23 protein-coding genes are annotated in these 26,416 nt (G+C 57.8%); 14 read left to right on the top strand and 9 right to left on the bottom strand.

Features of this window, described 5'->3' with window-relative positions:
* Positions 1-69 precede the first annotated feature (69 nt).
* The gene (locus PJL69_RS14180; RefSeq protein ID WP_209100074.1) at positions 70-918 is read left to right on the top strand and encodes a ferredoxin--NADP reductase; all 849 of its coding nucleotides are present in this window, start codon (positions 70-72) and stop codon (positions 916-918) included.
* 53 nt (positions 919-971) lie between these two features.
* Here the strand turns inward: PJL69_RS14180 and PJL69_RS14175 are convergent, their stop codons facing one another.
* Positions 972-1,343, bottom strand: a complete 372-nt coding sequence (locus tag PJL69_RS14175) for a hypothetical protein (protein WP_271310235.1) — start codon at positions 1,341-1,343, stop codon at positions 972-974.
* 160 nt (positions 1,344-1,503) lie between these two features.
* On the opposite strand from PJL69_RS14175, the gene infC reads away from it, so the two are divergent.
* A complete protein-coding gene (gene infC / locus PJL69_RS14170; protein WP_333781882.1) occupies positions 1,504-2,082 on the top strand; it encodes a translation initiation factor IF-3 in 579 nt (192 codons plus the stop codon).
* Between the two features lie 60 nt (positions 2,083-2,142).
* Here the strand turns inward: infC and PJL69_RS14165 are convergent, their stop codons facing one another.
* From PJL69_RS14165 to PJL69_RS14130, 8 genes are all read right to left on the bottom strand, one after another.
* Positions 2,143-2,481 carry a hypothetical protein gene (locus PJL69_RS14165; protein WP_271310234.1) on the bottom strand — a complete coding sequence of 113 codons (339 nt, stop codon included), beginning with the start codon at positions 2,479-2,481 and terminating at the stop codon, positions 2,143-2,145.
* Between the two features lie 128 nt (positions 2,482-2,609).
* A complete protein-coding gene (locus PJL69_RS14160) occupies positions 2,610-3,398 on the bottom strand; it encodes an FAD binding domain-containing protein (protein WP_271310233.1) in 789 nt (262 codons plus the stop codon).
* A 12-nt stretch (positions 3,399-3,410) separates the two neighbouring features.
* Positions 3,411-5,774 (bottom strand): xanthine dehydrogenase family protein molybdopterin-binding subunit, encoded by a 2,364-nt coding sequence (locus tag PJL69_RS14155; RefSeq protein WP_271310232.1) that lies wholly within the window; start codon positions 5,772-5,774, stop codon positions 3,411-3,413.
* A 106-nt stretch (positions 5,775-5,880) separates the two neighbouring features.
* A complete protein-coding gene (locus tag PJL69_RS14150) occupies positions 5,881-6,366 on the bottom strand; it encodes a (2Fe-2S)-binding protein (protein ID WP_271310231.1) in 486 nt (161 codons plus the stop codon).
* 144 nt (positions 6,367-6,510) lie between these two features.
* A complete protein-coding gene (locus PJL69_RS14145) occupies positions 6,511-7,530 on the bottom strand; it encodes a molybdopterin-binding protein (protein ID WP_271310230.1) in 1,020 nt (339 codons plus the stop codon).
* A complete protein-coding gene (locus tag PJL69_RS14140; protein ID WP_271310229.1) occupies positions 7,527-8,495 on the bottom strand; it encodes an XdhC family protein in 969 nt (322 codons plus the stop codon). Before PJL69_RS14140 ends, PJL69_RS14145 begins: the two co-directional genes overlap by 4 nt.
* 93 nt (positions 8,496-8,588) lie before the next feature.
* A complete protein-coding gene (locus PJL69_RS14135) occupies positions 8,589-9,845 on the bottom strand; it encodes a vWA domain-containing protein (RefSeq protein WP_271310228.1) in 1,257 nt (418 codons plus the stop codon).
* Between the two features lie 60 nt (positions 9,846-9,905).
* Complete coding sequence (locus tag PJL69_RS14130; protein ID WP_271310227.1) at positions 9,906-10,814, bottom strand: AAA family ATPase; 909 nt, start codon at positions 10,812-10,814, stop codon at positions 9,906-9,908.
* 204 nt (positions 10,815-11,018) lie between these two features.
* Between PJL69_RS14130 and PJL69_RS14125 the strand changes: the two genes are divergently transcribed.
* The 12 genes from PJL69_RS14125 (at position 11,019) to radA (ending at position 26,407) form a co-directional block, all read left to right on the top strand.
* A complete protein-coding gene (locus PJL69_RS14125) occupies positions 11,019-11,963 on the top strand; it encodes a phosphoadenosine phosphosulfate reductase (RefSeq protein ID WP_271310226.1) in 945 nt (314 codons plus the stop codon).
* Positions 11,964-12,023: 60 nt separating this feature from the next.
* Positions 12,024-13,070: a dihydroorotase gene (gene pyrC, locus PJL69_RS14120; protein ID WP_271310225.1), complete on the top strand. Its 1,047-nt coding sequence runs from the start codon at positions 12,024-12,026 to the stop codon at positions 13,068-13,070.
* Positions 13,071-13,091: 21 nt separating this feature from the next.
* Positions 13,092-13,772, top strand: coding sequence for an orotate phosphoribosyltransferase (locus tag PJL69_RS14115; RefSeq protein WP_271310224.1), 681 nt, complete (start codon positions 13,092-13,094; stop codon positions 13,770-13,772).
* A gap of 209 nt (positions 13,773-13,981) precedes the next feature.
* The gene (locus PJL69_RS14110; RefSeq protein ID WP_271310223.1) at positions 13,982-15,469 is read left to right on the top strand and encodes a replicative DNA helicase; all 1,488 of its coding nucleotides are present in this window, start codon (positions 13,982-13,984) and stop codon (positions 15,467-15,469) included.
* Positions 15,470-15,707: 238 nt separating this feature from the next.
* The gene (gene alr / locus PJL69_RS14105; protein ID WP_271310222.1) at positions 15,708-16,745 is read left to right on the top strand and encodes an alanine racemase; all 1,038 of its coding nucleotides are present in this window, start codon (positions 15,708-15,710) and stop codon (positions 16,743-16,745) included.
* On the top strand, positions 16,742-17,527 hold the full coding sequence (locus tag PJL69_RS14100; protein WP_271310221.1) for an MlaE family ABC transporter permease: 786 nt from the start codon (positions 16,742-16,744) through the stop codon (positions 17,525-17,527). Before alr ends, PJL69_RS14100 begins: the two co-directional genes overlap by 4 nt.
* Complete coding sequence (locus PJL69_RS14095; protein ID WP_209100106.1) at positions 17,524-18,270, top strand: ABC transporter ATP-binding protein; 747 nt, start codon at positions 17,524-17,526, stop codon at positions 18,268-18,270. Before PJL69_RS14100 ends, PJL69_RS14095 begins: the two co-directional genes overlap by 4 nt.
* Positions 18,271-18,380: 110 nt before the next feature.
* Positions 18,381-20,795, top strand: a complete 2,415-nt coding sequence (locus tag PJL69_RS14090; protein WP_271310220.1) for a calcium-binding protein — start codon at positions 18,381-18,383, stop codon at positions 20,793-20,795.
* A 7-nt stretch (positions 20,796-20,802) separates the two neighbouring features.
* Positions 20,803-22,878 (top strand): ATP-binding cassette domain-containing protein, encoded by a 2,076-nt coding sequence (locus PJL69_RS14085; protein ID WP_271310219.1) that lies wholly within the window; start codon positions 20,803-20,805, stop codon positions 22,876-22,878.
* A 41-nt stretch (positions 22,879-22,919) separates the two neighbouring features.
* Positions 22,920-24,194 carry an HlyD family efflux transporter periplasmic adaptor subunit gene (locus tag PJL69_RS14080; RefSeq protein WP_271310218.1) on the top strand — a complete coding sequence of 425 codons (1,275 nt, stop codon included), beginning with the start codon at positions 22,920-22,922 and terminating at the stop codon, positions 24,192-24,194.
* Positions 24,195-24,587: 393 nt separating this feature from the next.
* A complete protein-coding gene (locus PJL69_RS14075) occupies positions 24,588-25,025 on the top strand; it encodes a paraquat-inducible protein A (protein ID WP_271310217.1) in 438 nt (145 codons plus the stop codon).
* Between the two features lie 14 nt (positions 25,026-25,039).
* Entirely contained in the window at positions 25,040-26,407 is a 1,368-nt protein-coding gene (gene radA, locus PJL69_RS14070) for a DNA repair protein RadA (protein ID WP_271310216.1), read from the top strand.
* Positions 26,408-26,416 lie beyond the last annotated feature (9 nt).

The raw sequence follows: 26,416 nt of genomic DNA, 5'->3' as shown, positions 1-26,416 counted from the left end.
TCCGATAGAGCTTCAAAACCCCAATAGACATGATAGATGAGGAGGCGTGGCAATCCCGCCTGTTTTTATATGACTGAGCAAACGCCTGTGACCGAAGAAAAATCCGTAAAAGTGCCCACATTGCCTGATGCGCAAAGCGTAACTGAGGTGAAGCACTACACCGATCGCCTGTTCTCCTTCCGCTGTACGCGTCCAGCGTCGCTGCGTTTTCGCTCGGGCGAATTTGTCATGATTGGCTTGATGGGCGATCCTGATCCAAAAACCGGCAAGCAAAAACCGCTGCTGCGCGCTTATTCGATCGCATCCCCTGCATGGGATGAAGAGATGGAGTTTTACTCAATCAAAGTGCAGGATGGTCCGCTGACCTCCAAATTGCAGCATATCAAACCGGGTGACGAAATCATCCTGCGCCCCAAACCAGTGGGCACGCTGGTGCATGATGCTCTACTGCCGGGCAAACGCATCTGGTTCTTTGCGACCGGAACAGGGTTCGCCCCGTTTGCGTCGCTGCTGCGCGAGCCGCAAACCTACGAAGACTACGATGAAGTCATCATCACCCACACATGCCGCGAAGTTGGTGAGCTGACCTACGGGCGCGACCTCATCGAAAGCATCCGTAATGACGAAATGCTTGCGGAGCTGATGGGCGAAGACTTCCATAAGAAGATTCGGTATTACCCAACGACGACTCGTGAAGAGAGCCCCAAGATGGGCCGGATCACAGATCTGATCCGCTCAGGTGAGCTGTTTGAAGACTTGGACATCGAGCCCCTCAATCCAGAAAGCGATCGTGCCATGATTTGCGGCAACCTGGCATTCAACTTAGAGCTCAAAGAGCTGTTAGAAGATGCAGGCTTGGAAGAAGGCGCAAACTCAAAACCTGCGCAGTATGTGGTCGAAAAAGCGTTTCTCGACTAATCACTGAAAGCCAACACTACCGTGACGCCTTCGTTGTTCGAGGGCGTCATTTCTTAGTATCCGAGTACATCCTTGGCATTTTCAAGCGCCAAAGGCAGAAACTCGGGATTATTCATAGAACCTTCTAAAGTGAGTTTGAGCGCTGCTTTTTGTCGTTCGCCAATGTCAGCGCTGTCAATCAACTCAAGCACACGCTGCAAGTCAAAGCCCTGCGGCGTGAACAGGGCGTCAAGTGCCGCCTTCTGCGCTGCCGCGCTTGAAACTGACTGTGTTGCAGTGAGTGCCTTCGCGTCGACCTCGTCTTTCGAAGTCAACAGACTCGTATGTGGGGCGGGAAAGGGAACCGGTTCGACATCGCTTTCCCACAACAAATGTGTAGCAATTGCGGCAACCAAAGCGACCAAACTCCACAGCAAGTTTCTCATTAACCCACTCCAATTGGCAAACGCCACCGAACCGGGCAGCTGCCTTTGAAGCACATCTTGAGATTGAACCGCTCTTTCTCAAGGGGGAAAGCTTCAGTATTTGCATCACAGACGTTGATTCCGCTGTTGTATCGCCGCGCAACCGCGAATAAATTAGCCGCTGATAGGCATTCACCATCGAAGGAACAAAACGATAGCCCGCAGACCTCATAACGCACCGCCTCAGCGTGACACTGGACCTCGTATCAACGGGCGCATCCGCGCACCCGAAATCCGCCTGATTGGCGCAGACGGCGAAAACGTCGGTGTTGTGCACCCGGCCAAGGCCATGACAATGGCCGAAGAAGCTGGTCTGGACCTCGTTGAGATTTCCCCAAATGCAACGCCTCCGGTTTGCAAAATCATGGATTTCGGCAAGTTCAAATACGAACAGCAGAAACGCGAATCCGAGGCCCGCAAAAAGCAAAAGACCATTGAGGTCAAAGAGGTGAAGTTCCGCCCGAACACGGACACACACGACTATGACGTCAAGATGCGCAATGTCGTGAAGTTCCTGGAAAATGGTGACAAGGTCAAAGTCACCCTGCGCTTCCGTGGCCGTGAGATGGCCCACCAGAATCTTGGTCGCGAGCTTCTGGAGCGTGTGGCTGAAGACATCAAAGAACTGGGCAAAGTGGAAAACATGCCCAAGATGGAAGGCCGCCAGATGATCATGATGATCGGCCCACTGTCCAAGTAAACCGGACAAAGTCATACCAATGTTCAAGCCCCTGCCATCGGCCGGGGCTTTTTTATTGCCTCATGCAATATCACGCCCACCGCGCAGCCATTTGATTGCTTCTCTGATGTCAAAGACCAAGGAAATGGTGTTTACAATCAATAGGGCCACAAGAAAGTTCTCATAGACGCCGGTTACGCCGCCTAGGAACGGCGGACGCGTGAACAAAATCGAGACGAGCGGCAGCCAGAAAATCAAATGCGCAAAAGACAAAGCCGCAGAAAATCCACGCTCAATTATCAGGATGGGCACGTTTGCCAGCATCCCCATAACGGAGAGCAGGGCGATCCATTTCGCTGAAGGGTAAGCGCCAATAAACAGAAGCGGCGCAAGGTTGATCGGGACCAGCAGCGCAGACATCCAGACCTGCACCCAGAACGGGAGCCGCCGAAAACTACCCCAAATTTCAATAAACATACGTCACCCGCCAAAAGTAAAAGGCGGCTGATCGCACAGCCGCCTTCTCGGTCTTCAAAATATGTGACGCATTAGGCAGCCGCTGCTACCGCACGCCGAGTGAGAACACCAACAAGATGCGCGCGATATTCTGAGGTGCCATGCAAATCAGCGATCATACCATCGGAACCCAGTTTCAGATCCGCAATAGCCTCAGCAGAGAAGTTGGCGGAAAGCGCTGCCTCTGCCTCGGCCCAACGGAACACGCCTTCCTCAGACGCGCCGGTCACTGCAACACGAACGCCATCGGCGTATTTGGCAACAAACACGCCCACCAGCGCAAAGCGGGAGGCGGGTTGCTCAAACTTCTGATAGTTGGACGCTTCAGGCACCGGGAAACGCACCTCGGTGACAATTTCACCTTCCTCAAGTGCGGTCGCAAACATGCCCTCGAAGTAGTCGTCTGCGGCGATTTCACGACTGTTTGTGATGATCGTTGCACCACAGCCCAATGCCGCCGCTGGATAGCAGGCTGCCGGATCATTGTTGGCCAGGGAGCCGCCAATGGTGCCACGCGCGCGCACCGCCGGATCACCGATACCACCGGCCAGACCCGCAAGCCCGGCAAAAACATCCGAACTGCCAGCCACATCTGCGTGACTGCTGGCACCGCCAATACAAACAGCCCTATCATCGGCGATACAGATCCCCTGCATTTCACCAATGCCCTTTAGGCTCACCAGTTTGCTGGGGCTCGCCAAACGCTGCTTCAACGTGGGAATCAAGGTCTGTCCACCACCAAGCGCCTGAGCTTCATCATCCCCAAGCGCTGCCACCGCATCCGCGATTGTGGAGGGCTTCTCAAAGTCAAAATTATACATGATGTCTCCTCCTTAGGCGTTCATCGCCGCCCAGACGCGCGATGGCGAAACGGGCATATCTACGTGGTCAACTTTGTGGCCCCCGGATTGCAGCGCGTCAACCACGGCGTTGACAACTGCGGGAGGCGAACCGATCGCACCGGCCTCTCCACAGCCTTTCACACCCAGTGGGTTGTGCGTACATGGAGTTTGGCTGGAATGGTCAACATTGTAGTAAGGTACGTCGCTGGCGCGCGGCATCGCGTAGTCCATGTAAGACGCACTCAGCAGCTGACCGTTTTCATCATAGGCGGCGTTTTCCAACAGCGCCTGACCGATACCCTGACCGATCCCGCCATGGACCTGACCATCAACGATCATCGGATTCACAACATTGCCAAAGTCATCCGCGGCAGAAAACGCTTCAATGGTGACTTTCCCAGTCTCAGGATCCACCTCAACCTCACATGCATAAGCGCCCGAAGGATAAGTGAAGTTTGCCGGATCGTAGAACGCCGTCTCTTCCAAGCCCGGCTCGATGTCCTCCAACGGGTAGTTATGAGGCACGTAAGCGGCCAATGTCACATCGCCCCAGGCCACGGATTTGTCCGTCCCCGCGACAGAGAATGTGCCGTCCTTCAACTCGATGTCCGCTTCAGCAGCTTCAAGCAGGTGTGCGGCAATCTTTTTGGTTTTTGCGATGATCTTCTCCGTCGCGCGGACCATAGCAGAGCCACCAACAGCAAGTGAGCGTGAGCCATAGGTGCCCATGCCCATTGGCGCTTTGTCGGTATCGCCATGCTCGATTTCGACCATGCTTTCGTCGATGCCAATCATTTCGGCAATCACCTGCGGGAAAGAGGTCTCATGCCCCTGCCCGTGGCTGTGGCTGCCCGTCATGACAACCAGACCACCTGTCGCATTCACGCGGACCGTTGCGCTTTCATAAAGACCTGCACGCGCGCCAAGCTGACCAACCAGATTGGACGGCGCGATGCCGCAAGCCTCAATGTAGCAATTCACGCCAAGGCCACGCAGCTTACCACGCGCTTCGCTTTCCTTGCGGCGCGCTTCAAAACCTGAAAAATCAGCGATCTTCTCAAGCGCATCCATGGTGCCGTGATAATCACCTGTGTCATATTCCACTGCCACCGGCGTGGCATAGGGGAACTCCGTGATGAAGTTCTGACGGCGCAGTGCAATTGGATCCACCCCCAGTTCACGCGCGGCTTTGTCGATCACCCGTTCCAGCTGGTAGGTCGCTTCCGGGCGACCCGCGCCGCGATAAGCGTCAACAGGCACCGTGTTGGTGAAGACCGCTTTGACGTTCACATAAATCAGCGGCGTTTTGTAGTTGCCCGCCATCAACGTGCCGTGCAGCCAGGTCGGCACCGACGGCGCAAAGGTGCTGAGATAGGCTCCCATGTTTGCATGGGTATCGGTGCGAATGGCGGTGAAGTTGTTATCCGCATCCAGCGCGAGCTCGATCTTGGTCACGTGGTCACGGCCATGTGCGTCTGAAATGAAGGCTTCAGACCGGGTTGAAGTCCATTTCACGGCGCGGTTCAGTGCTTTGGCTGCGAAAGTGCAGAACGCTTCCTCGGCATAGTGGAAGATCTTGGTCCCAAACCCGCCACCGACGTCTGGCGCAACCACACGCAGTTTATGCTCAGGAATGCCCAACACAAAGGCCCCCATCAAAAGGCGGATCACATGGGGGTTCTGACTTGTGGTGTAAAGCGTGCTGTCACCGGTACCACGATTGAAATCACCAATCGCAACGCGTGGTTCCATCGGGTTAGCAACAAGCCGGTTGTTGCGCAGCTCCAAGGTGGTTACATGAGCCGCCGCCTCAAAGGCTGCATCCACAGCAGGTTTGTTTTCCTCAACAAATCCCCAGTCATAGCAAAGATTGGAGGTCAAATCGTCGTGGACTTTGGTGGCCCCATCCGCCAAGGCGGCTTTCATATCCACAACGGCTGGCAGCTCTTCCAGATCCACCTCGATGGCCTCTGCTGCATCGCGTGCCTGCTCAAGGGTTTCGGCAACCACAGCAGCGATCTGATCGCCCACATAGCGCACTTTGTCCTGCGCGAGCACCGGGTGCGCGGGCTCCTGCATTGGCTCGCCGTGACGGTCGGTCACCTGCCACCCACAAGGAATGCCACCCACGCCTTCAAAATCCGCGCCGGTGAAAATCTTCAAAACACCGGGCATGGCGGAAGCCGCATCCGTATTTATCGATTTGATCCGGCCATGCGCGACATCGGAGCGCAAGAAATGCACATAGGCTTGCCCATTTACGTTGATGTCATCTGTGTAGTTTCCTGTTCCACTCAGGAACCTTACGTCTTCGCGCCGCTTGGGGCTGGCGCCGATGCCATGATCTTTTGGCATGTCTTTCCTCCCTATCAACCGGGGTGGCGCGCGATTGACGGCGCTCTACGCCCGGTCCGTGATCTCAAACACGTTCGCCACGCCTCCTCCTGCGCGGCGAACAGTTTTACTCAGCAGCGATGCTGCTCACGTCTTGGCCGCTGGCTGCCATGATCGCCTTAACGATGTTGTGGTAGCCGGTGCAGCGGCAGATGTTGCCCTCCAGGTGATGGCGAACTTCTGCCTCCGTCGGCGTCGGGTTGTTCTTCAGAAGGTCTGCTGCAGACATAATCATGCCAGGGGTACAGAAACCGCATTGCAAACCATGGTGATCTTGAAACGCCTGCTGCAGTGCGTTCAGCGTACCGTCCTCTGCGGCCTGACCTTCGATTGTCGAAATATCTGCCCCGTCCGCCTCCATGGCCAACATCGTGCAAGACTTCACCGCGACGCCATCAACGTGCACAACACACGCACCACACTGGCTGGTGTCACATCCGACGTGGGTTCCTGTTAGGCCGAGTGTTTCTCGTAAAAATTGACTGAGCAATGTGCGTCCTTCGGCGTCTCCGGACATTTGCTTGCCGTTCACAGTCATGTTGACATGCGACATTGGCTCCTCCCGATAAGTGGCTTTGTCATTGAATAAGAGTAAAGCAGTCTGCTTGACGATTGAGAACCCGATTTTTCGCGGGATCAGGAAAAAGCGCTAAGACCTTGGTCGTAAACAGTCGCTTTCAAAACGCTGTCGCGCGCCTCATACACCCTTTTCTCGTGGCATTGGGCGGATGGGTATCTCTTTGAGCAATCCCCCCACGGCCATCGCTGCGATATCATCGTGGGTCACTGTTTCACCGCATATCACGCGTTCCAGCACCCAGTCCGCACCGTTTAAAGCTGGCGATCGCGCGCACCCAGGAAGCCCGATCACAGGTTTGTTGCGAAACTGCCCCAAAAACAATAAGTTGCCGGGGTCAACTGGCATGCCAAACCTCTCAACAACACCATCCGCTGCCCGCAACGCTTGCGGCGCAACATCAAGCGTGTCTGAAGTGGCCGAGGCCGTCAGTACGAAGATCAAATCTCCCGAAGCGGCCTCAATAGCGGAAGCCAAGGCATCCACCTCATGCGCAACAAGCGTGCGCGGGGTAAGGGCCATCCCCATCCGCTCGACCCGCCCGGCCATAGATCTACGCCCTTTGTCTGACAAAACGTCACCGCCAATGGTTGTTTCGATCAATGTGGCGGTCTTGAACTGGGGCCTACGCAACGAGAACGCGCCCTCGGCGGCTTCGCATGCGGCGTTCAAAGAGTTTTCTGGCACGGCGTAGGAGATGATTTTTATGGTCGCGACCATCCCATCGGCATCCACCCTGTGGCGATCAGGGACTGTCGCCAGGGTGATCATGGGATCCACACGATTGATGAGGTTGACCACCTCTGCATTGATCCGAACGAGGCCACAGCCTGATGCATACAGGTTTACGCGACCAGCCCCCGCTCCTTTTGCATAGAAACCATCCGCCGCGCCGCCTTCCAGCAAAACAGCTGCGAGCTTCTTCGCGGCGTCATCTTCTCCGATGTCACCGCGTTCAAGACGAGCGACGGTGACAGCCTCAATCCCTGATCTGGCAAGATCTTGCAAGTGCTCCTTGGCCAGACAGGTCCCCTTAGGAATGCGTACGGGTCTTGTGCCTGCGTCCGCCTCTGACAAAACCAGCGAATGGGCAAGAATGGCCCCTTCCGCTTCGGAAAGTGAAACAGAGCCAAATTTCATGCGCCCTTCCTCAACACGCGGAGAAGCTCCCCCATGATTGAAACCGCAATCTCTGCCGGGCTGGCTGCTCCGATGTCCAGACCAATCGGACCGTGAATACGGGCGATCTGGGCCTCCTCAAATCCCGCCTCTGTCAGTCGCTCCACCCGTTTGGCATGGGTGCGCGTGCTCCCGAGCGCCCCGATATAGAAAGCCTTAGATCCCAAGGCGATGTGCAACGCCGGATCGTCGAGCTTAGGATCATGTGTCAACAGAACAAGCGCGGTACGCGCGTCGAGACCGATTTGCTCCATGGCTTCATCTGGCCAGTCTTCAAGGATCGTTTCGCCCGGAAAACGAGCTTCTGAACCAAAGGCGGAGCGGGGGTCGATGATCAGCGGATCAAATCCTGCGATACGCGCCATGGGCACCAGTGCTTGTGCGATGTGGACCGCGCCAACAACGGCCATTCGCAAAGGGGGATTGTGGATGGCCACAAAGCGCCCGTCTTCCTCAACGCCGGATCTGTCCATGCGGAAGCGTTCCTCATAACCGTCGCGGGTCAGCACCCCTCCTCCGGTGTCAGCATCGCAAACATAGGCCACCGGTTCGCGCGCAGCTCGGGCGGCCACAAGCTCTGACAGCACGTTTTCACGCAGGACCGCGCCAACGGGTTCCACAAGAACCTTGATGGTGCCGCCACAGGCAAGACCCACGGCAAATGCATCGCCATCGCTCACGCCGAATTCAAGCAAAGTGCCCTTGCCCGTGTCGAGCGCGTCCATCGCTTCGACCATCACCGCGCCTTCGACACAACCGCCCGAGACCGATCCTTCGATCTGCCCGTCGCCAGAGGCCACCATCTGAGCGCCCACTCGCCGCGGCGCAGATCCCCAAGTCTCCACCACCGTTGCAATCGCTGCACCGCGCCCCGCGCGATGCCATTCCAGCGCCAATTCAGGCGCTTCTTTGGGTGGTTGGCTCATTTTGCTCTCCCTCATCTTGGCTGAACATGGGGGAGCCCTTTGCGTAACACAAGACCGATTGGCCTCTCCCCAACTTCACACAGATACGCCAGCCTATTGAATTCCCTGCAAGAGCCGCGCCTTCTCACCAATGTCATCCGGCCGAGACAAAGCCTCCGCCAAGGCCTCAATAGACGCAATTGAATGCCCGGCGCGAAAGCTGTCCACATGGGGCAGCATGGCGCGAATGCCTTGCGCTTTGGCAGCGAATCCCTCCCAGCGCAGCAGAGGATTGAGCCAGATAAGCCGCCGCGCAGACAGATGAAGACGTTGCATTTCCTTGCTGAGATCCTCAGGCGCTCCGCGATCCAGACCATCCGATATCAGCAATACAACAGCGCCCTGCCCCATAACCCGGCGCGACCAATCCCGGTTAAAGGCATGCAGACATTCGCCAATCCGCGTGCCGCCTTCCCAGTCTTGCGCCTCAGCACCAGCGGCGGCCAATGCGGCGTCCACATCCCGGGTTGCGAGATGGCGTGTGATATTGGTCAGCCGTGTGCCGAAAGTAAAACCATGCACCCGCGCCCATCCCGCGCCCTTTTGATTGGCCACGGCGTGCAGGAAATGCAGCACCATGCGGCTGTACTGGCTCATGGAACCGGAAATATCGCAGATCACCACGAGATTGGGCCAGCGCGTGCGGCGGCTTTTTCGCGCGATTTCGGAGAGATCTCCGCCCTGCCGCATGGATTTGCGCATGGTGGCGCGCCAATCCACGCCCAAGCCGAGAGGATCCGCTTTGGTGCGCCGAGATTGAATGGGCTGCACAGGAAGTTTCAGCCGCGCCAGCATGCGTTTGGCTCGGGCAATCTCATCGGTGCTCATCTGCTCAAAGTCCAGCGTGCGCAGCTTTTCCTCCGTTGATATCGTCATGGAGGCGTCAATCTCGATCTGTGTGCCTTCTTCCTCCTGCGTTTCCGTCTCCGGCAGCTCAGCGTTGGCCCCGTCTAGCAGCGCCTCTGCTGCGCGTTTCTCTCCTGCCTGCGCTGCGCGATCTTCTTGCACGCCGCGCACTGCAGGCAGCATCATGGACATCATGTGCTCAAGATATCGCGGGTCTCGCCAATAGAGACGGAACACCTGCGCGAAGGTTGTGCGGTGCTCAGGATGCGACACGAAACACGCATGCAGCGTCCAATAGAAATCCTGTTTGCTGGTGAAACCTGCGGCCTCAACAGCTTGAATCGCATCCAGCAATCTCCCCGGGCCAATCGGCAAACCGGCTTTGCGCAGGGCCCGTGCAAACCACGTGATGTTCTGCGTCAGCTTGGGGTCATCGGGAATGTCGAGCGGGAGGTACTCAGGCATCGCGCCGGGCGGGGGGCCAGCCCCCCGCACCCCCAGGGATATTTAAGGCAAGAGGAAACATCAGGCCGGTTCCAGCGAGGCGCGCACTTCATCTAGAAGCCGCTTGGCCTCTGACCGCTGTAGCTTCGCGATATCATCCTGATATTTCAGCACCGCGCCAAGCGTATCTGCAATCACCTGAGGGCTGAGCGTCAAAACATCGAGCGCCAGCAAACATTTGGCCCAGTCGATGGTTTCAGCGACACCAGGTTTTTTGAACAGGTCTTCAGTGCGCAACTTTTGCACAAAAGCCACGACTTCGCGACTCAAACTGGCGGCGGCTTCGGGTGCACGGGCCTGCAAAATGGACATTTCGCGCTCAAAATCGGGATAGTCCACCCAATGATAGAGGCAGCGACGCTTGAGCGCGTCATGCACCTCACGCGTGCGGTTGGAGGTGACAATAACGATTGGGGGCTCAGCCGCTTTGATTGTGCCAAGCTCTGGTATGGTCACCTGAAAATCGCTCAATGCTTCCAGCAGAAAGGCTTCAAAAGGCTCGTCCGTCCGGTCCAGCTCATCAATAAGGAGCACCGGCGCCCCTGCAGGGTCAGGGCGCATGGCTTTCAGCAAAGGCCGCTCAACAAGGTAGTCTTCGCTGAACAGCTCCTGCTGCAGAGCGCTTCGATCTGCGCCACCACTGGCCTCAGCCGTGCGGATCGCAACCATTTGCGCCGCGAAATTCCATTCATACACGGCACTGGCAGCATCCAGTCCCTCATAACACTGCAACCGGATCAGATTGCGACTTAGGGCAGCAGACAGGGCTTTGGCGATCTCCGTCTTACCCACCCCCGCTTCACCTTCCAGGAAAATTGGGCGTCCCAGCCGCAGGGCGAGAAAAACCACTGTCGCAAGAGGGCGGCCGCAGACATAGCCCTCTTCAGCAAGCATGGACTGGACGGCATCAATACTTTCAATGGCTTGCATCTTCCCTCGCCTTACAATGCGCGCTTTTGAACACTCGCCTCAGGCTGCACTCCCGGTGATCGCGCGTCAAGCGCAGGCGGCTGGGACAAAAGTTGTAGAAACACGACCATCACCACATTTCTGCCGCAAACAGTTCCTATTCTGTCCTACAAGAGCCAAAACCAATGCCATAAAGCCGGGCAAACCGAGCCAAAAGGAAACAACATGCAGGATTCACCCAACGGGTTTGACACGCCTATGCTCGGGCTGTCCAAACGGGCTTGGCGCAACCAACTCAAGCAAGTTGCAACTCAGCATGGTCAGTACAGCGCCCTTGGCGAGGACCATTGTGCCATTCTAATCGAAGACAAACCTGTCCTGCTCGTGACCTTTGAATCCGTTGAAAGCATTCAAAAACGTGCGGACACCGGTCAACCTTTGGGCTGGGAACTGGTGAAAGAGCTTGGCTGGTCCCACCTGTGTCTGCTGAGCAATGGCGACACATGGTTTCGAGATGACGCAGTGTTGGATCACTTTGACAAACTGCGCGACGAAGGTTTTTTTGAACGTTTTGAGGAAGTTGTGTTTTACGGCGCAGGCTCCGGTGGATACGCGGCCGCAGCGTTTTCCTCTGTGGCAGAGGATCCTCAGGTTGTTGTCGTGCAACCGCAAGCCAGTTTGGCACCGCACATCGCCGGATGGGATCAAAGATTTCCCAAAGCGCGACGGCTGTCGTTTGATGGCCGCTATGGCTTTGCACCTGAACTAGCGGCAGCGGCGGATCGCTGTTTTGTGATCTATGATCCTCGGGTCCCGCTGGACGCCATGCACGCCACGCTTTTTGCGCTTGAAAACAGTATTTTGTTGCCCACGCCCCATCTTGGGACGTCCATTGAGACAGACCTGCTGGAGATGCAGATTCTCTACAGGGTTTTGGCAAAAGCCGGATCGGGAACGCTCAGCAGGACGGCCTTTTTCAAACTGTATCGCGCCCGACGTGGACATCTACCTTATCTCAACAGCTTGCTTGAGGCGGTGAGCCGGAAGCAGCGGCCTTTTGTCAGCGCACTGCTTTGCGCAAATGTGGCGCGACGTTTGAAAGCTCCACGGTTCCTGCGCCACCTCAATGGATTGGCAAGGGCGGCCGAACAAGGCCGACTTGCAGGCTAAACACGCGCCAAATCACATCAAAGGCTAGCCAGCAGGAAAGCTTTTGTGTAAGGCGCAGGCATGACCCAAAGCTTGACGATTGCCCGCCCCGATGACTGGCACCTGCATTTGCGCGATGGCGCGATGCTGAAAGCCGTTCTGCCTGAAACTGCGCGCCATTTTGCCCGCGCGATCATCATGCCGAATTTGGTGCCACCTGTGGTGACGGGTGCGCAGGCTGCAGCCTATAAAGACCGCATTATGGCGGCGCTGCCTGCGGGTATGGATTTCGCCCCTCTGATGACGCTTTACCTCACCGAGGACAGTGACCCAGACGATATCGCAGCAGCGCATGCTAGCGGGTTGATCAAAGCCGTGAAGCTTTATCCGGCTGGGGCGACAACGAACTCCGCAAGCGGCGTGTCGAACTTCAAAAACGTGCGCGCGGCTTTGGAAAAAATGGCCGAGATCGGCCTGCCGCTCTGTGTGCATGGCGAGGTCACAGACCACGACATTGATATTTTTGATCGCGAGGCGGTGTTTATTGACCGCGTTCTGGATCCGATCCGCAAAGCCACACCGGGTCTGCGCGTTGTCATGGAGCATATCACAACCAAGGACGGTGTTGCCTATGTGCAAGACAATGCGACCGATCTGGGCGCAACAATCACCACGCACCACCTGATCATCAACCGCAACCACATTCTCGTGGGCGGAATCAAACCGCATTACTACTGCCTGCCTGTGGCCAAACGCGAAGAGCACCGCTTGGCGCTGCGCGCAGCGGCGACGTCGGGCGATGCGCGGTTCTTCCTTGGCACCGACAGTGCGCCGCATGTCGACGATCTGAAAGAAAACGCCTGTGGCTGTGCGGGCTGCTTTACCGCGACCAATACAATGGCGCTGCTCGCGCATGTGTTTGAAGAAGAAAACGCGCTTGAGAACCTGGAAAAATTCGCAAGCCGCAATGGCCCGAACTTCTATGGGCTGCCTGTGAATGACGCCAATCTCACGCTGACCAAAAATGCCGAAGCCACTGTTTTTCCAGAGAAAATCGAATGCTCTGACGGGCCCGTCACTGTGTTTGATCCGGGCTTTGACGTGTTCTGGAACGTCGCCGACCAATAACTGCTGCCAAAGGACATTGAGATGATCCCTACCGCCTTCCCGCCGAAAGAAGAAATCGCTCGCCTGACTGCTCGCATGCTGTTGGAAATTGGCGCGGTGAACTTCAACACCGATGAGCCCTACACGCTGGCCTCTGGCCTGCCGTCCCCAAGCTATATCGATTGTCGCAAGCTGATCTCCTTCCCGCGCATCCGTGCGACGCTGATGGATTTCATGACCGTCACGGTGATGCGCGAAGCCGGATTTGAGGCGTTTGACAACATTGCTGGTGGTGAAACTGCGGGCATCCCTTTTGCCGCGCTGGTGGCTGAGCGCATGGCGCTGCCAATGACCTATGTGCGCAAGAAACCAAAGGGTTACGGCAAGAACGCCCGCATCGAAGGTGCGATGAGCGAAGGCGAGCACGTGCTGTTGGTGGAAGATCTAACCACCGATGGCGGCTCCAAGCTGTCCTTTGTGGATGCGATCCGCGAGACCGGCGCGAGCTGTGGCAACACGGCAGTGATTTTCTACTACGACATCTTCCCAGAAACCGAGAAAACCCTCGGCGACCACGGGGTGGCGCTACACTATCTCTGCACCTGGTGGGATGTGCTGGCAGAAGCCAAAGCGCAGGGCGCCTTCTCTGAGGAGACGCTGGCGGAGGTGGAAACCTTCCTGAAAGATCCGCGTGCATGGCAAGAGGCACGCAGCAAGGGCTAAAGCTGAAATCATCGGCGAAAATTGTCTCATGTCCGCCTGACTTGCGGGCGTGAGAACGCTGCTTTGTCCCTATATGTTGACGTAGGGCCCTATCTTTTGACAAGATCAGGGGTATTGCAGTTATCCACAGGTGATCCACAGAAACATACAATTTGCCCGGTTTTGGCGCGGTTGTTAGAACCGACGACAGGGGGCAATTGGGCGAAATCATGAACGAAATATCGAGCATCAATCCGGGCGCGGAAGCGGCCCCAGAAGAAGACCCAATGCCGCATTCCATTGAGGCTGAACAGCAGCTTCTGGGTGCGATCCTGACCAATAACGACATCTTTGACCGCGTAGCTTCGGTTATCAATTCCGAGCATTTCTATGAGCCGGTGCATGCCCGTATTTTCGAAGTGGCGGCTGCGCGGATTGCAAAGAACAATCTCGCGTCTCCTGTGACGCTCAAAGCCTTTCTGGAAGACGACGAAGGGCTGAAGGAATTGGGCGGTCCGGCCTATCTGGTGCGCCTTGCTGGGGCGGCGATTTCTGCTTTTGCGGCAGGGGATTACGCACAAATCATCTATGATTTGGCGATGCGGCGTGAGCTGATTGGGCTGGGCAATGACATTGCCACCAAGGCCAAAAAAGCGGACATCAAGCTTGAGCCGAAAGAGCAGATCGTTCAGGCCGAACAGGCGTTGTATAAGCTCTCTGAACAAGGCTCTTCTGAGCGTGGGTTTGTGAGCTTTCTGAAGGCGGTCACAGAAGCTGTGAACACGGCCAACGCCGCCTATCAACGTGAAGGTGGTCTTGCCGGGATTTCCACCGGTCTGATTGATCTGGATAAGAAGCTCGGGGGCCTGCACCCGTCTGACCTTCTGATCCTTGCGGGGCGTCCTTCGATGGGGAAAACCTCGCTGGCCACCAACGTCGCATTCAACGTGGCCAAAGCCTATAAGAAAGGCATCAAGCCGGATGGCTCTGAAGGGGCTGTTGAGGGCGGGGTTGTTGGCTTCTACAGCCTTGAAATGTCAGCAGAACAGCTGGCTGCGCGGATCCTGTCTGAGGCGGCTGAAATCCCCTCAGAACAGATCCGTAAGGGTGACATGACCGAGGAAGAATTCCGCCGGTTTGTGCAGGCCGCAAAGGATCTTGAAGCCTGCCCGCTGTTCATTGATGACACCCCTGCCCTGCCAATTGCGCAGCTGGCGGCGCGGGCGCGACGCTTGAAACGGACCCACGGGCTTGATCTGTTGATCATCGACTATCTGCAGCTTTGCCGGGGCACAGCAGATAACCGGGTGCAGGAAATCGCCGAGATTTCCATGGGGATGAAAGCCATCGCCAAGGAGCTCAATATCCCGGTGATTGCGCTGTCTCAGCTCTCCCGTACTGTGGAGAGCCGCGACGATAAACGCCCACAACTCAGTGACTTGCGGGAATCGGGCTCGATTGAGCAGGACGCCGATGTGGTGATGTTCGTGTTCCGTGAGGAATACTATGTGGAGCGTGAAAAGCCTTCGGATGACCGTCTGGATGAGATGGCGGCCTGGCAGGAGCGTATGGAGCGCTTGCACGCCAAAGCAGAGGTGATCCTTGGCAAGCAGCGTCACGGCCCGATTGGCACCGTGGAACTGAGCTTTGAGGGGCGGTTCACCCGCTTTGGCAACCTTGTGCAGCCCTGGCAACAGGGCGGCGAGGACGCTTATTAAGCCGCGCTTTGGCGTGGATGACGAATCAAAAGGTAAACGGCGTCCCAGAGCCAAAACGGGACGTCGGTATCGCGTCGGTATCCCTACGGTATTGCGTAGGTGTCACTTTCAGAAAGCCGCCAAATCGAGATCGTTTATGCAGCGGACGTTGCGCAACAGCGAAACTGAGACCTGCATGCCAAAATTCGCCGCGTCTTAGCCCTTGACCTTGTGCGGTGAGGCGTCAACAAACGCGGTCATGGCTACTGCAACTTTGACAATTGATCTGGACGCCCTGCTGCACAATTGGCGGGCGCTGGATGCGCGCTCAGGCGCGGAGACCGCTGCCGTTGTAAAGGCAGATGGATATGGTTTGGGTGCGGATCGTGTGGCGCGTGCATTGATGCGCGCGGGCGTGTCCCGTTTCTTTGTCGCCGCCGCCGAGGAAGGCGCGGCCTTAAGACAGGCTATTGGACCAGATCCGGAGATCAATGTCTTTAGCGGGCACATGCGCGGCGACACCGATATGATCAGCGATATGGGATTGACCCCAATGCTGAACTCGGTGGATCAGATCGTGCGTCATGTGGAAGCGCTGCCGGCGCATCCCTTTGGGGTACAGCTGGACACCGGCATGAACCGGCTGGGACTGGAAGCGCCTGAATGGGACGCGGTGCGGGAGCTGGTGCTGCAACGTGGGCCGACGCTTTTGATGTCCCATCTGGCCTGTGCCGATGATCCGGAACACCCGATGAACCCACGCCAGCTGGCGGCGTTCAAGGAGATGACCGACGGCATTGAGGTGCCACGCTCGCTGGCAGCGACTGGCGGGATCCTGCTGGGTGAGGATTATCACTTTGATCTGACCCGCCCCGGTGTTGGGCTTTATGGTGGCATGCCGTTTGTGGACGCCGCTCCGGTGGTCAGCCTGCGCATCCCGGTTATTCAGGTGCGTGATGTGGCCGCGGGCGAAAGTGTTGGCTATTCCAACACCTGGATCGCCCAGCGTGACAGCCGCGTCGCCACCATCGCAGCAGGCTATGCCGACGGCATCATTCGCGCGATGGGCGAGAAAGTTGATGTATTCGCGGATGAGGCGCATTGCCCTCTGATTGGCCGCATCTCTATGGACATGATCGGCATTGACGTGACCGATGTGACCACGGAGCCAAGCGAGGTCGAACTCTTGGGGCAACATCAGTCGGTGGACACCCTGGCACATGCGGCGGGCACCATTGGCTATGAAATCCTCACCTCAATGGGGCAACGCTATCAGCGGCGGTACAAATCCTCATGAGCGTTTTGTTGAAACCGTTCAACGCCATTGGGCGCAACACGTTGGCCATCCTCACGGTGATCGGCGATCTGGCGCTATTTCTGTGGGGCGCGTTGAGTCACATTTTTCGCCCGCCGTTTTACGGCCGCGAGTTTCTGAGCGCGCTTTTTAACATCGGCTGGCTGAGCCTGCCCGTGGTTGGCCTGACTGCCGTGTTCACCGGCGGCGCACTGGCCTTGCAGATTTATGATGGCTCTTCGCGGTTTTCCGTGGAAAGCGTGGTGCCGCAAATTGTGGCGATTGGCATGGTGCGCGAATTGGGGCCGGTGCTGGTGGGGCTGATGGTGGCGGCACGTGTGACAAGCTCCATTGCCGCTGAAATCGCCACCATGAAGGTGACCGAACAGATCGACGCGCTGGTGACCCTTTCTACCCATCCGATGAAGTATCTGACCGCACCGCGCGTGCTGGCCGCCGCCATTGTGGTGCCTGTGCTGGTGGGGATTGGCGACATCATCGGAATCTACGGCGGCTTTCTGGTGGCGACAGAAAACCTTGGCTTCAACCCGGCCAATTACGTGCGCAACACCGTGGACTTCCTGCATCTGAACGACATTGTTTCGAGCCTCGTGAAAGGCTGTGCCTTTGGCGTGATTGCGGCGGTGATGGGCTGTTACTATGGCATGAACTCGGGGCGCGGCGCACAAGGCGTGGGCCAAGCCACCAAAAGCTCAGTACAGGCAGCAGCCGTGCTGATCCTTGCTGCGAACTTCGTACTGACAGGACTGTTTTTCTCGACATGATCCGTTTTGACAATGTGCATAAGAGCTTTGGCCCCAAACAGGTGCTGCGCGGGGTGAACCTTGAGATCGCCAAGGGCAGCTCCATGGTGATTATTGGGGGCTCTGGCACCGGGAAATCGGTGATGCTGAAATCCGTGCTTGGGCTGGTGACACCGGACAGCGGGCAGATCTCGGTAGATGGCAAAAACGCGACCCAAGGGGATCGCGATGCGTTTCTGGCGCAGTTTGGCATGCTGTTTCAGGGCGGCGCGCTGTTTGACAGTATGACGGTCTGGCAGAATGTGGCGTTTCGCCTGCTGCGTGGCAGCCTGAAGCGCCCCAAGGCGGAGGCGCGTGAGATTGCCATTGAAAAGCTGCGCCGTGTGGGGCTGACCCCGGATGTGGCCGATCTTTATCCCTCTGAACTGTCCGGCGGGATGCAGAAACGTGTGGGCCTAGCCCGCGCGATTGCCGCGCAACCAGACATCATCTTCTTTGACGAGCCCACCACCGGGCTGGACCCGATTATGTCGGGCGTGATCAATGATTTGATCCGCGAAATTGTGGTGGAAATGGGGGCCACGGCCATGACCATCACCCACGACATGAGCTCTGTGCGCGCCATTGCCGACAATGTCGCGATGCTGCACGGCGGCGTGATCCAATGGACCGGTCCCGTGGCCGATATGGACGCCAGTGGCGACCCTTATCTGACACAGTTTATCGCAGGCAGCGCAGACGGGCCAATTGAGGCGGTGCGGTAAGTTGCGCGCCTAACGGGAGCCGCATCAGCTAAGCACACGCAAACTCTTTACCTTTTATCAACCTTTCGTTCGCAGAATGTTCTGTGTGTATTGGTAAAAGGTATTTTGGTATGCCAGAAAACGAGCCGCAGGCGTCGGTCAATCAGGTTATTGGCACGACTGGCGACGACTCCCTCACTACCGGCGCGGGCGTGGACAAGCTCAACGGTCACGCAGGAGATGACACCCTCATATCAGGCGCAGGCAATGACCTGGCCGCGGGGGATATGGTTGGCAATGAATGGATCTTTGTCGATGGGCGCTGGGTCTATAACCTTGACGCCATTGTCTCCAATGGGGACGCCGCTGATCGCAGCTACAATGACGTGATTTCAACCGGAGCGGGCGACGATGTGGTCCTGGGCAACGGAGGGGAGGACGTGCTCTCCTCCGGCGCAGGGGATGACACGGTGAACGCGGGCACCGGGCACGACACGGTAGACGGCGGCGCAGGTGATGATCTGCTCAATCTGGAGGACGGCCATGATGTGGCCGCCGGGGGCATGGGCGCGGATACAATCAACGCCGGTGACGGGCATGACCTTGTTTTTGGCGATTTGGAAAACAACAATCTTTTAAATGGCGCGGGCGGCGGGGCCGCGACCCTTGGCCAGATGGCCACACAGGGCGGCTGGGCACTCAGCGATGTCGCAGGCGAAACCGCGCTCTCCCAAGAGGTCGCGACCGAAGCCGGGGAGACCTACACCATCAGCTTTGAAATGGCCGCCAATCTGGCTGGCGGTGCGGCCTGTGGCAAGGTCGAGGTGCTGTGGAATGGCGAGGTGGTCGGCACTGTGGAGGCCACATCCGGCGTGTTTGAAACCCACACCTTTCAGGTCACCGGGACGGGCGACGCAGGTGGGCTCACGCTGCGCGAGCTCGCCCCGCCGGATGTCACGCCCAGCATCAACATGGACGGGCCGATCAGTTTTTACAGCAAAGAGGTCGCTGTGAATGGCGAAAACGTGGAAGTGCATGCCTTTGCGCCCGGACAGTCAAAACTGTTTCAGATGATTGACGGGCAGCTCAACGTGTTTGACCCGGAGACCGAACAATATGAGGTGGCGGGCGATCCTACGGGGCTGCGCATCAATGCGATCGGCTTTAACACCGAAGATGATCTGATCTATGGCATCGCCAAAGCCAATGGCGTGGACGCATTGGGAAACCCGGTGTCGGTGCGCGATCTGGTGATGGTGGATGCCGAGGGTTATGCCTATCGCGTGGGGGAAACCCCTGTGGCCGATTACGTGGGCGATTTTGACAGCGAGGGCAACCTCTGGACGTTTCAATCCAGCCTGAACCGGGTTTCAAAGATCGACGTGGACACTCTGGATGCCAATGGCAACCCACAGGTGATCAACTACGATCTTCCGGATGGCCTGTTCCGTGGGCGCACATACGACGTGGCTTACAATGCTGAGGACGGCGCTTTTTACGCAGTGGAATCCCCCGGGCGCAATGGGTCTGCAGGCGCGGTGCACCGCATTGACATGTCAGATGTGCCCAATGGCGGCAGCCCTCAGATCAGCTCTGTCCCGATCACCGCCACCCTTTATGACGACAGCATGAGCGCGGGCATGCCCAAAGGCGCCTATGGTGCAGTCTTTATGGATGGCGAAGGCAATTTGTATTTCGGGCTGAACAACGGCGACCATGATCTGGACGGCAGCACCGGGGCCAACGGCGGCATCTATCGTGTCGAGGTCGATTGGAACGCAGGCACTGCCTATTCCGAGTTCATGGCAGAAGCGCAAAGCACGGGCAGCAATGATGGCGCCGTAGATCCCCGCGCGCCCGACCCCTTCGCCCCCGTCGATACTGAAAGCACCATCCTTATACGCGATCCGGCGATCATCAGCGACCAGGGCGGCAATGACGATCTGCGCGGCGGCGCGGGCAATGACACGATGTTTGGTGGCGGAGGCGATGACACGCTGCACGGCGGCAGCGACAATGACGCCCTGCATGGTGAGGCCGGCAACGACCGTATCATGGGCGGCGATGGCGATGATCTTGCCACCGGCGGCGCAGGCAACGACAGTCTCACCATGGGGGACGGTGCCGACACCGCCGAAGGCGGCGCGGGGCGTGACTACCTGCATGGCGAACATGGCGCTGACAGTCTGACGGGCGGCGATGGCGACGACAAACTGGTCGGCGGGACAGGTGCAGACACAATTGCCGGCGGCGCAGGCAATGATCACCTCTGGGGCGGCAATTGGTGGAAAGACGGTGATGCGGACACCTTTGTTGGATCGGCAGGCGGCGGCCGGGACATGATACACGACTTTGAAGTGGACCATGATGTAATCGATCTCTCCAGCTATGGCATCGAATTTGCCGACCTGCAGGCCCACATTCAGGATCAGGGCTGGGCCACTGTGATTGATCTTTCGGCACTGACAGGTGGGGCCAGCAATGACAGGCTCATCCTGAAATCTGTGGATCCGGACGATCTGGACGAAACAAACTTCTTGCTCTGATCCGATCATGCAAACCTCGCCACTCACGCAACTAAAACGGTTGCTGCCCCCGCTCATCGGGTTGAGCGCGTTGTCCAATCTCGCGGTGTTGATCAGCCCTATCTTCATGATGCAGGTTCTGGACCGCGTCATCCCAACTGAAAACCTGCACACACTGATCCTACTTCTGGTGGTTGCGGTGGGTGCATTTCTTTTGCAAGCCATTGTGGATGGGTTGCGAGATGTCACATTGCAATATAGCGCACGTTGGAGCGAAACCCTCTGCCTGCCTGAGATCCTGTCAGCCACACCGGAGCGGCGTCAGACATTGATCGCATCGCTTGCGACACTGAAAAACAGCTTGCTCGGCGCCACCGCAGTTGCGGCATTGACGATGCCATGGCTACCGCTGTTTGTGGCAGTGCTGTGGCTCATACATCCCTTGTTTGTCGCGCTTGCATGCGCCTTGCTTGCGGTGACTGCAACGCTGCGGATCACCATCTCCGGGGTGCTGGCGCCACAGCAGGCAGAACTGAACCAGACCGTTGAAGCGGAAAGCCATGCACAGCGTGATGCGCAAACCACGCATGCGTTGCGCGGACTGGATACGCTGAGCCGCAACCTTATGTCCAAGCTGACACAGGCGATGGCCAAACGCGCGACAGTCGAAGATCAAATGACCCCTGTGTCCGCCGCCAGCACAGCAGCGCAGGGTTTGCTACGCAACATGGCGCAGCTGCTCGGCCTCAGCCTGGGGGCAGGCTTGGTGGTGAATGGCACCCTGAGCGCTGGCGGCATGATCGCGGCCAGTCTGATCCTCATGAAAACCGTAAATAGCTTTGAAACCGCTCTCGCGGCGCTGCCTGACATGCGCGCGGCGCTGGCGGCCTATCAAGACCTGCGTGACATACCAAATGCCCCATCGCGTGAGGGCACGACCATCGACACCCTTTCTGGCGCGCTGCGCTGTGAGGGCCTGATCGCGCCCCGTGGTGCAGGCGCCCCACCCAGACTGGACAGGATCAGCTTTCAATTGTCCGCCGGTCAGTGCCTTGCGATCATCGGCCCTTCCGGCAGTGGCAAAACCACATTGCTGGATGCGCTGAGCGGTGCGCACCCCTGCCCCATCGGCGCGGTCTGGCTTGACGAAACAGAGGTCAAAACGCTCCCCATTGCCAGCCACGCCAAACAGATTGGATTTTTGCCACAACAGGCACAGCTGTTTCACGGCACGCTCGCACAGAACATTGCGTCTTTTGCTCTGGATCTCTGCGACGCGGATGTCATAGCCGCGGCAAAAACCGCAGGGGTTCATGGGCTCATATCCGCCCTGCCTCACTCCTATGACACCGATATCGGCGCCATGCCGCATCTGCTGTCCGCCGGGCAAAAACAACGCGTGGCCTTGGCGCGTGCGATCTATCACCGCCCGCGCTATCTTTTTCTTGATGAGCCCAACGCGCTTTTGGATGCGGCCGGAGAGCGACAACTCTGCGCCGCGCTGGCGCGGCTGAAAAGTGACGGGACGACGGTAGTTATGGTGCTGCATCGCTCCGGCCTGATGGGGCTGGCAGATCAGATCCTCTCCCTCGAAAATGGCCGCATGGCCGATTTTGGGACCCGTGCTGAGGTGCTTGGCCGCATGAGCAGCGGCCGACGGCGCATCGAGCTGCCATTGCGCGCAACCAGTTTGCAGGATCTGACCGATTGGGTGAGCGCGCAATTCACACGTGCCTCTGATGCGCCACTGTCAAAACGCGCGGAACTGGTGGCCACTGAGCTCTTTGCGCTGGCGCAAGCAAGCGGGGCCACTGACGCGGCACGCACAGCGGTGTTCCTGTTTCGCTTCCTCTCTGAGCAAAGCTGCGAACTCACTGTCACGGAAGCAGGCCATACTGCTGCCGACACCAAAATGCGCAAGGTGGCGGACCTGTTGCGCCACCCTGACGCAAACATCGCTGAGCTGCCAAGCGACGAAGCCGCCCTCGCTGTGTTGTCGCAAATGAGTGACCGCTTGGACATTCAAAATCAGGAAGGACAGTCGGTCTATCGGGCGGCGATTTCAACACGTACGATCGCATTGCAAGGGGTGGCACGACATTGAGCCCCGCTGTGATCTCTCATCCATTGGCACAAGACTGCAGGTTGCCACCTCATGTGCTGCGCCCGCTGCACATTGGGTTTGCCTGTGTTGTTGCGGGTGTGACCCTATTTGTTTTTTGGGCCGCTCTTGCCCCGCTTGCGACATCCATCCCAACCCAGGGCCATCTCAATGCCAGTCGCCCCAGTTTTGATGTGCAGCATCCCTACGGCGGAAAGATCGCGGAGATTCACATTCGTGAACATGCCACTGTCACCGAAGGCGCCCTGCTGATCACTTTGGATGTGACACAGGAACAGGCCGAACGTGCCGCCTTGCAGCGCGCGCTGACCCAAATGATGGAGGAGCGGGCCGCCATACGCGCAGCCGTGGCGGGGCAGCTGTCTGACATGCAGGGTATCGATGCGCTGCGCGACCCTGCACAAATGGCCATCAGACGCATGCAAAATATGGAAAAAGCGATGTGGCTGCGCGCGCGCATGAGCTCCGCACAAAAACATGCACTTGAGGAGCGCGCAGCCTTTCTGGCCCGCAGCATTTCGCAGCGCGAAGCCCAACAGCGGTCTATGATGGCCCGCAAAGCACGCTATGAGGGGCTGCGCGCACAAGGTGCCTTTCGGGCGGCAGACATCGACGCCCTGAGCGAAGATATTCTGGAACTGGACTCCGCCTTGGAACGGGACCGGGCGGAACGGGCGTCCCTGCGCAATCAAGCGCTGCAGGCAGAGATGCAGGCCACACGCGAACAGGTCGAACATCGCCAGCAACTGCTGGATCGCCTTGCGCAACTGGAAGAAGCGATACCGCGGCTTCAGCGTCAGGTGCTCGGCCTGTCAGCCCGCATCGACCAAGCAGACATTCGGGCGCCGGAAGCGGGGATTGTGGCCGCCCTTTTCTATGACACCGCCGCAATGGTTGTGGCACGTGGGGATACGGTTTTGACACTGTCTCGCCCTACCGAGCGGCATCAAATCTCCTTTATCGCGAACCCGCAGGTGATCGATCAATTACACGTGGGCATGCGGGGCCAGCTTACAGTCGCAGCATTGCCGCAACGCAGCCACCCTCGGGTCAGCGCGACGATCACCTCTCTGTCACCAGAAGCCCGGCGCAATAGTGACGGGGCAGTGGTGGGCTATGACGGCGTGGCAGAGATCGATGCAGAGGACCATGCCGCACTGCTGGCACAGCTGGGCGATGATGCAACGCTGACCACGGATATGCCTGTAAGCGTGGTTTTTGCCGGTCGTCAGACCACCTTCGGCGCATATTTGATGGAACCGTTTTGGGACTTTTTGGAAAAAGCAATGCAGGACTGAAACCGACGGCCATATGCGCTGTAACACCAACCAAGGCAGCCCGTCCACTAACGATACAGTCGACAAATCTGCGATGCAGATCAAGCTGATCTGGCGCTTAAGGAAAAATTTCCAAGCCGATCCTCGGCGCGCCAGTTGGTTTGGCGGGAGCGATCACGGGGCAAGCAAAGTCGGTTGTGCGCGAGGCCGCTCAAGCGCCGCGGACATAGACAGGCCGCACCTGCAAAACCTTGCAAATAGTAACAAGCACCTGGCGCGGCACCTGCCCTTTGATCCTGAGTAAGCGACGCGTCGTCACCGGGCGCTGAAACGTCAGAGGCTGATAAATCCACCTCCATTTTCCCCTTGGTTGCGTGCTTGTTTGCGCAGAGCAATGCAGATAGCTCTTGGCGCATGAAGCTGTTTTTGCGCCTTGCGAACCTCTCTTTGCTGATATTGTTCCCAATCGCATGGTTTGCGCCATTGATGCGCGCTGGCCTGTTGCCGATTTTTGGACTGAGTGAGATTTCCATTGTGTCTGGTTTGCAATCGCTCTGGGACAGCGACGTGGCGCTCGCGCTGCTGGTGACTTTTCTAGCGATTTTTGCGCCTTATGTGAAAGTCATCGGTGTCGCCCTGATCCAGTTTGGGATGCTGAGGCGCAAGGTGCTGCCGGTGCTTGAATTCTTGGGCAAGCTGGCGATGGGCGATGTGTTTTTGATCGCCCTATACATTGTGATCGCCAAAGGCGCGGGACATGTCACCGTCTATACCGGCTGGGGGCTTTATCTGTTTACCGGATGCATTTTGGTGTCTCTGGCGATTAGCTATTTGACCCGCAAGCGGTCGTGATCCAAAACGTCCCCATGGCAAAAAGCAAAACCCAATTTACATGTTCGGCCTGTGGCGCGGTCTCGACCAAATGGTCGGGGCGCTGTGAGGCATGCGGCGAATGGAATACCATCGTTGAGGAAGCGCCTTTTGGGGCAGGCCCCGCTGGCAGCGCGCTTGGCAATGCCAAGGGGCGGCGGATGGAACTGTCTGATCTGGCCACCAAAGAAACCCCTCCGCCGCGCACCATCAGCGGCGTGAAAGAACTCGACCGGGTGCTAGGTGGCGGGCTGGTGCCTGCAAGTGCGTTGCTGGTTGGGGGCGATCCGGGGATCGGCAAATCCACGCTGTTGTTGCAGGCCGCCGCGCGGTTTGCGCGCCAAGGTGTGAAAACCATCTATGTGAGCGGTGAAGAAGCAAGCGCACAGGTGCGCATGCGCGCCCAAAGACTGGGGCTGACCGAAAGCCCGGTGTTATTGGCGGCAGAAACCAACCTGCGCGATATTTTGACAACGCTGGAGGCGGAGCGGCCGCAGCTTGCCATCATTGACTCCATTCAAACCATGTGGAGCGACACCGTGGGCAGTGCGCCCGGCTCTGTCAGTCAAGTACGCGCCGCAGCCCATGAGTTGACAGCCTTTGCCAAGCGCAAGGGTATGGCGGTCATTCTGGTGGGACATGTCACCAAAGAAGGCCAGATCGCCGGGCCACGTGTGGTCGAACATATGGTTGACACCGTGCTTTATTTTGAGGGCGAACGCGGCCACCAGTTCCGCATTCTGCGGGCGGTGAAAAACCGCTTTGGCCCGGCTGACGAAATTGGCGTGTTTGAAATGACAGGGCGCGGCCTTGTGGAAGTGGGCAATCCCAGCGCGTTGTTCCTGTCTGATCGCGGCCAACCCACGCCCGGCAGCGTGGTGTTTGCCGGCATCGAGGGCACGCGCCCTGTGTTGACAGAACTGCAGGCGCTGGTGGCCCCGTCACCGCACAGCCAGTCGCGCCGTACGGTTGTGGGCTGGGACAGCGGACGGCTTGCGATGATTCTTGCCGTGCTTGAAGCGCGCTGCGGCATCCCCTTTGCCGGGCTCGATGTGTACCTGAACGTGGCAGGCGGCATGAAAATCGCCGAACCTGCCGCCGATCTGGCCGTGGCCTGCGCTCTGGTTTCTGCGCGTGAAGACAGCGCCTTACCCGCTGACACGGTGGTTTTTGGCGAAATCAGCCTCTCTGGCGCGCTGCGCGCGGTCAGTCAGACGGAAAATAGGTTGAAAGAAGCCCAAAAACTTGGTTTCTCATCTGCAATCGCTCCGAAGGGCGGCAAATCCAATCCGGTAGACGGCATCAAGCTAAACCGGATCGGGGATTTGGCGAGTTTTGTTGGCGAAGTTTTCGGAGCGGGCTGAGGGCATCTG

This window comes from Shimia sp. MMG029 (assembly GCF_027947445.1).
GTDB lineage: Bacteria > Pseudomonadota > Alphaproteobacteria > Rhodobacterales > Rhodobacteraceae > Shimia.
This window is presented reverse-complemented; position numbering and strand designations above follow the sequence as displayed.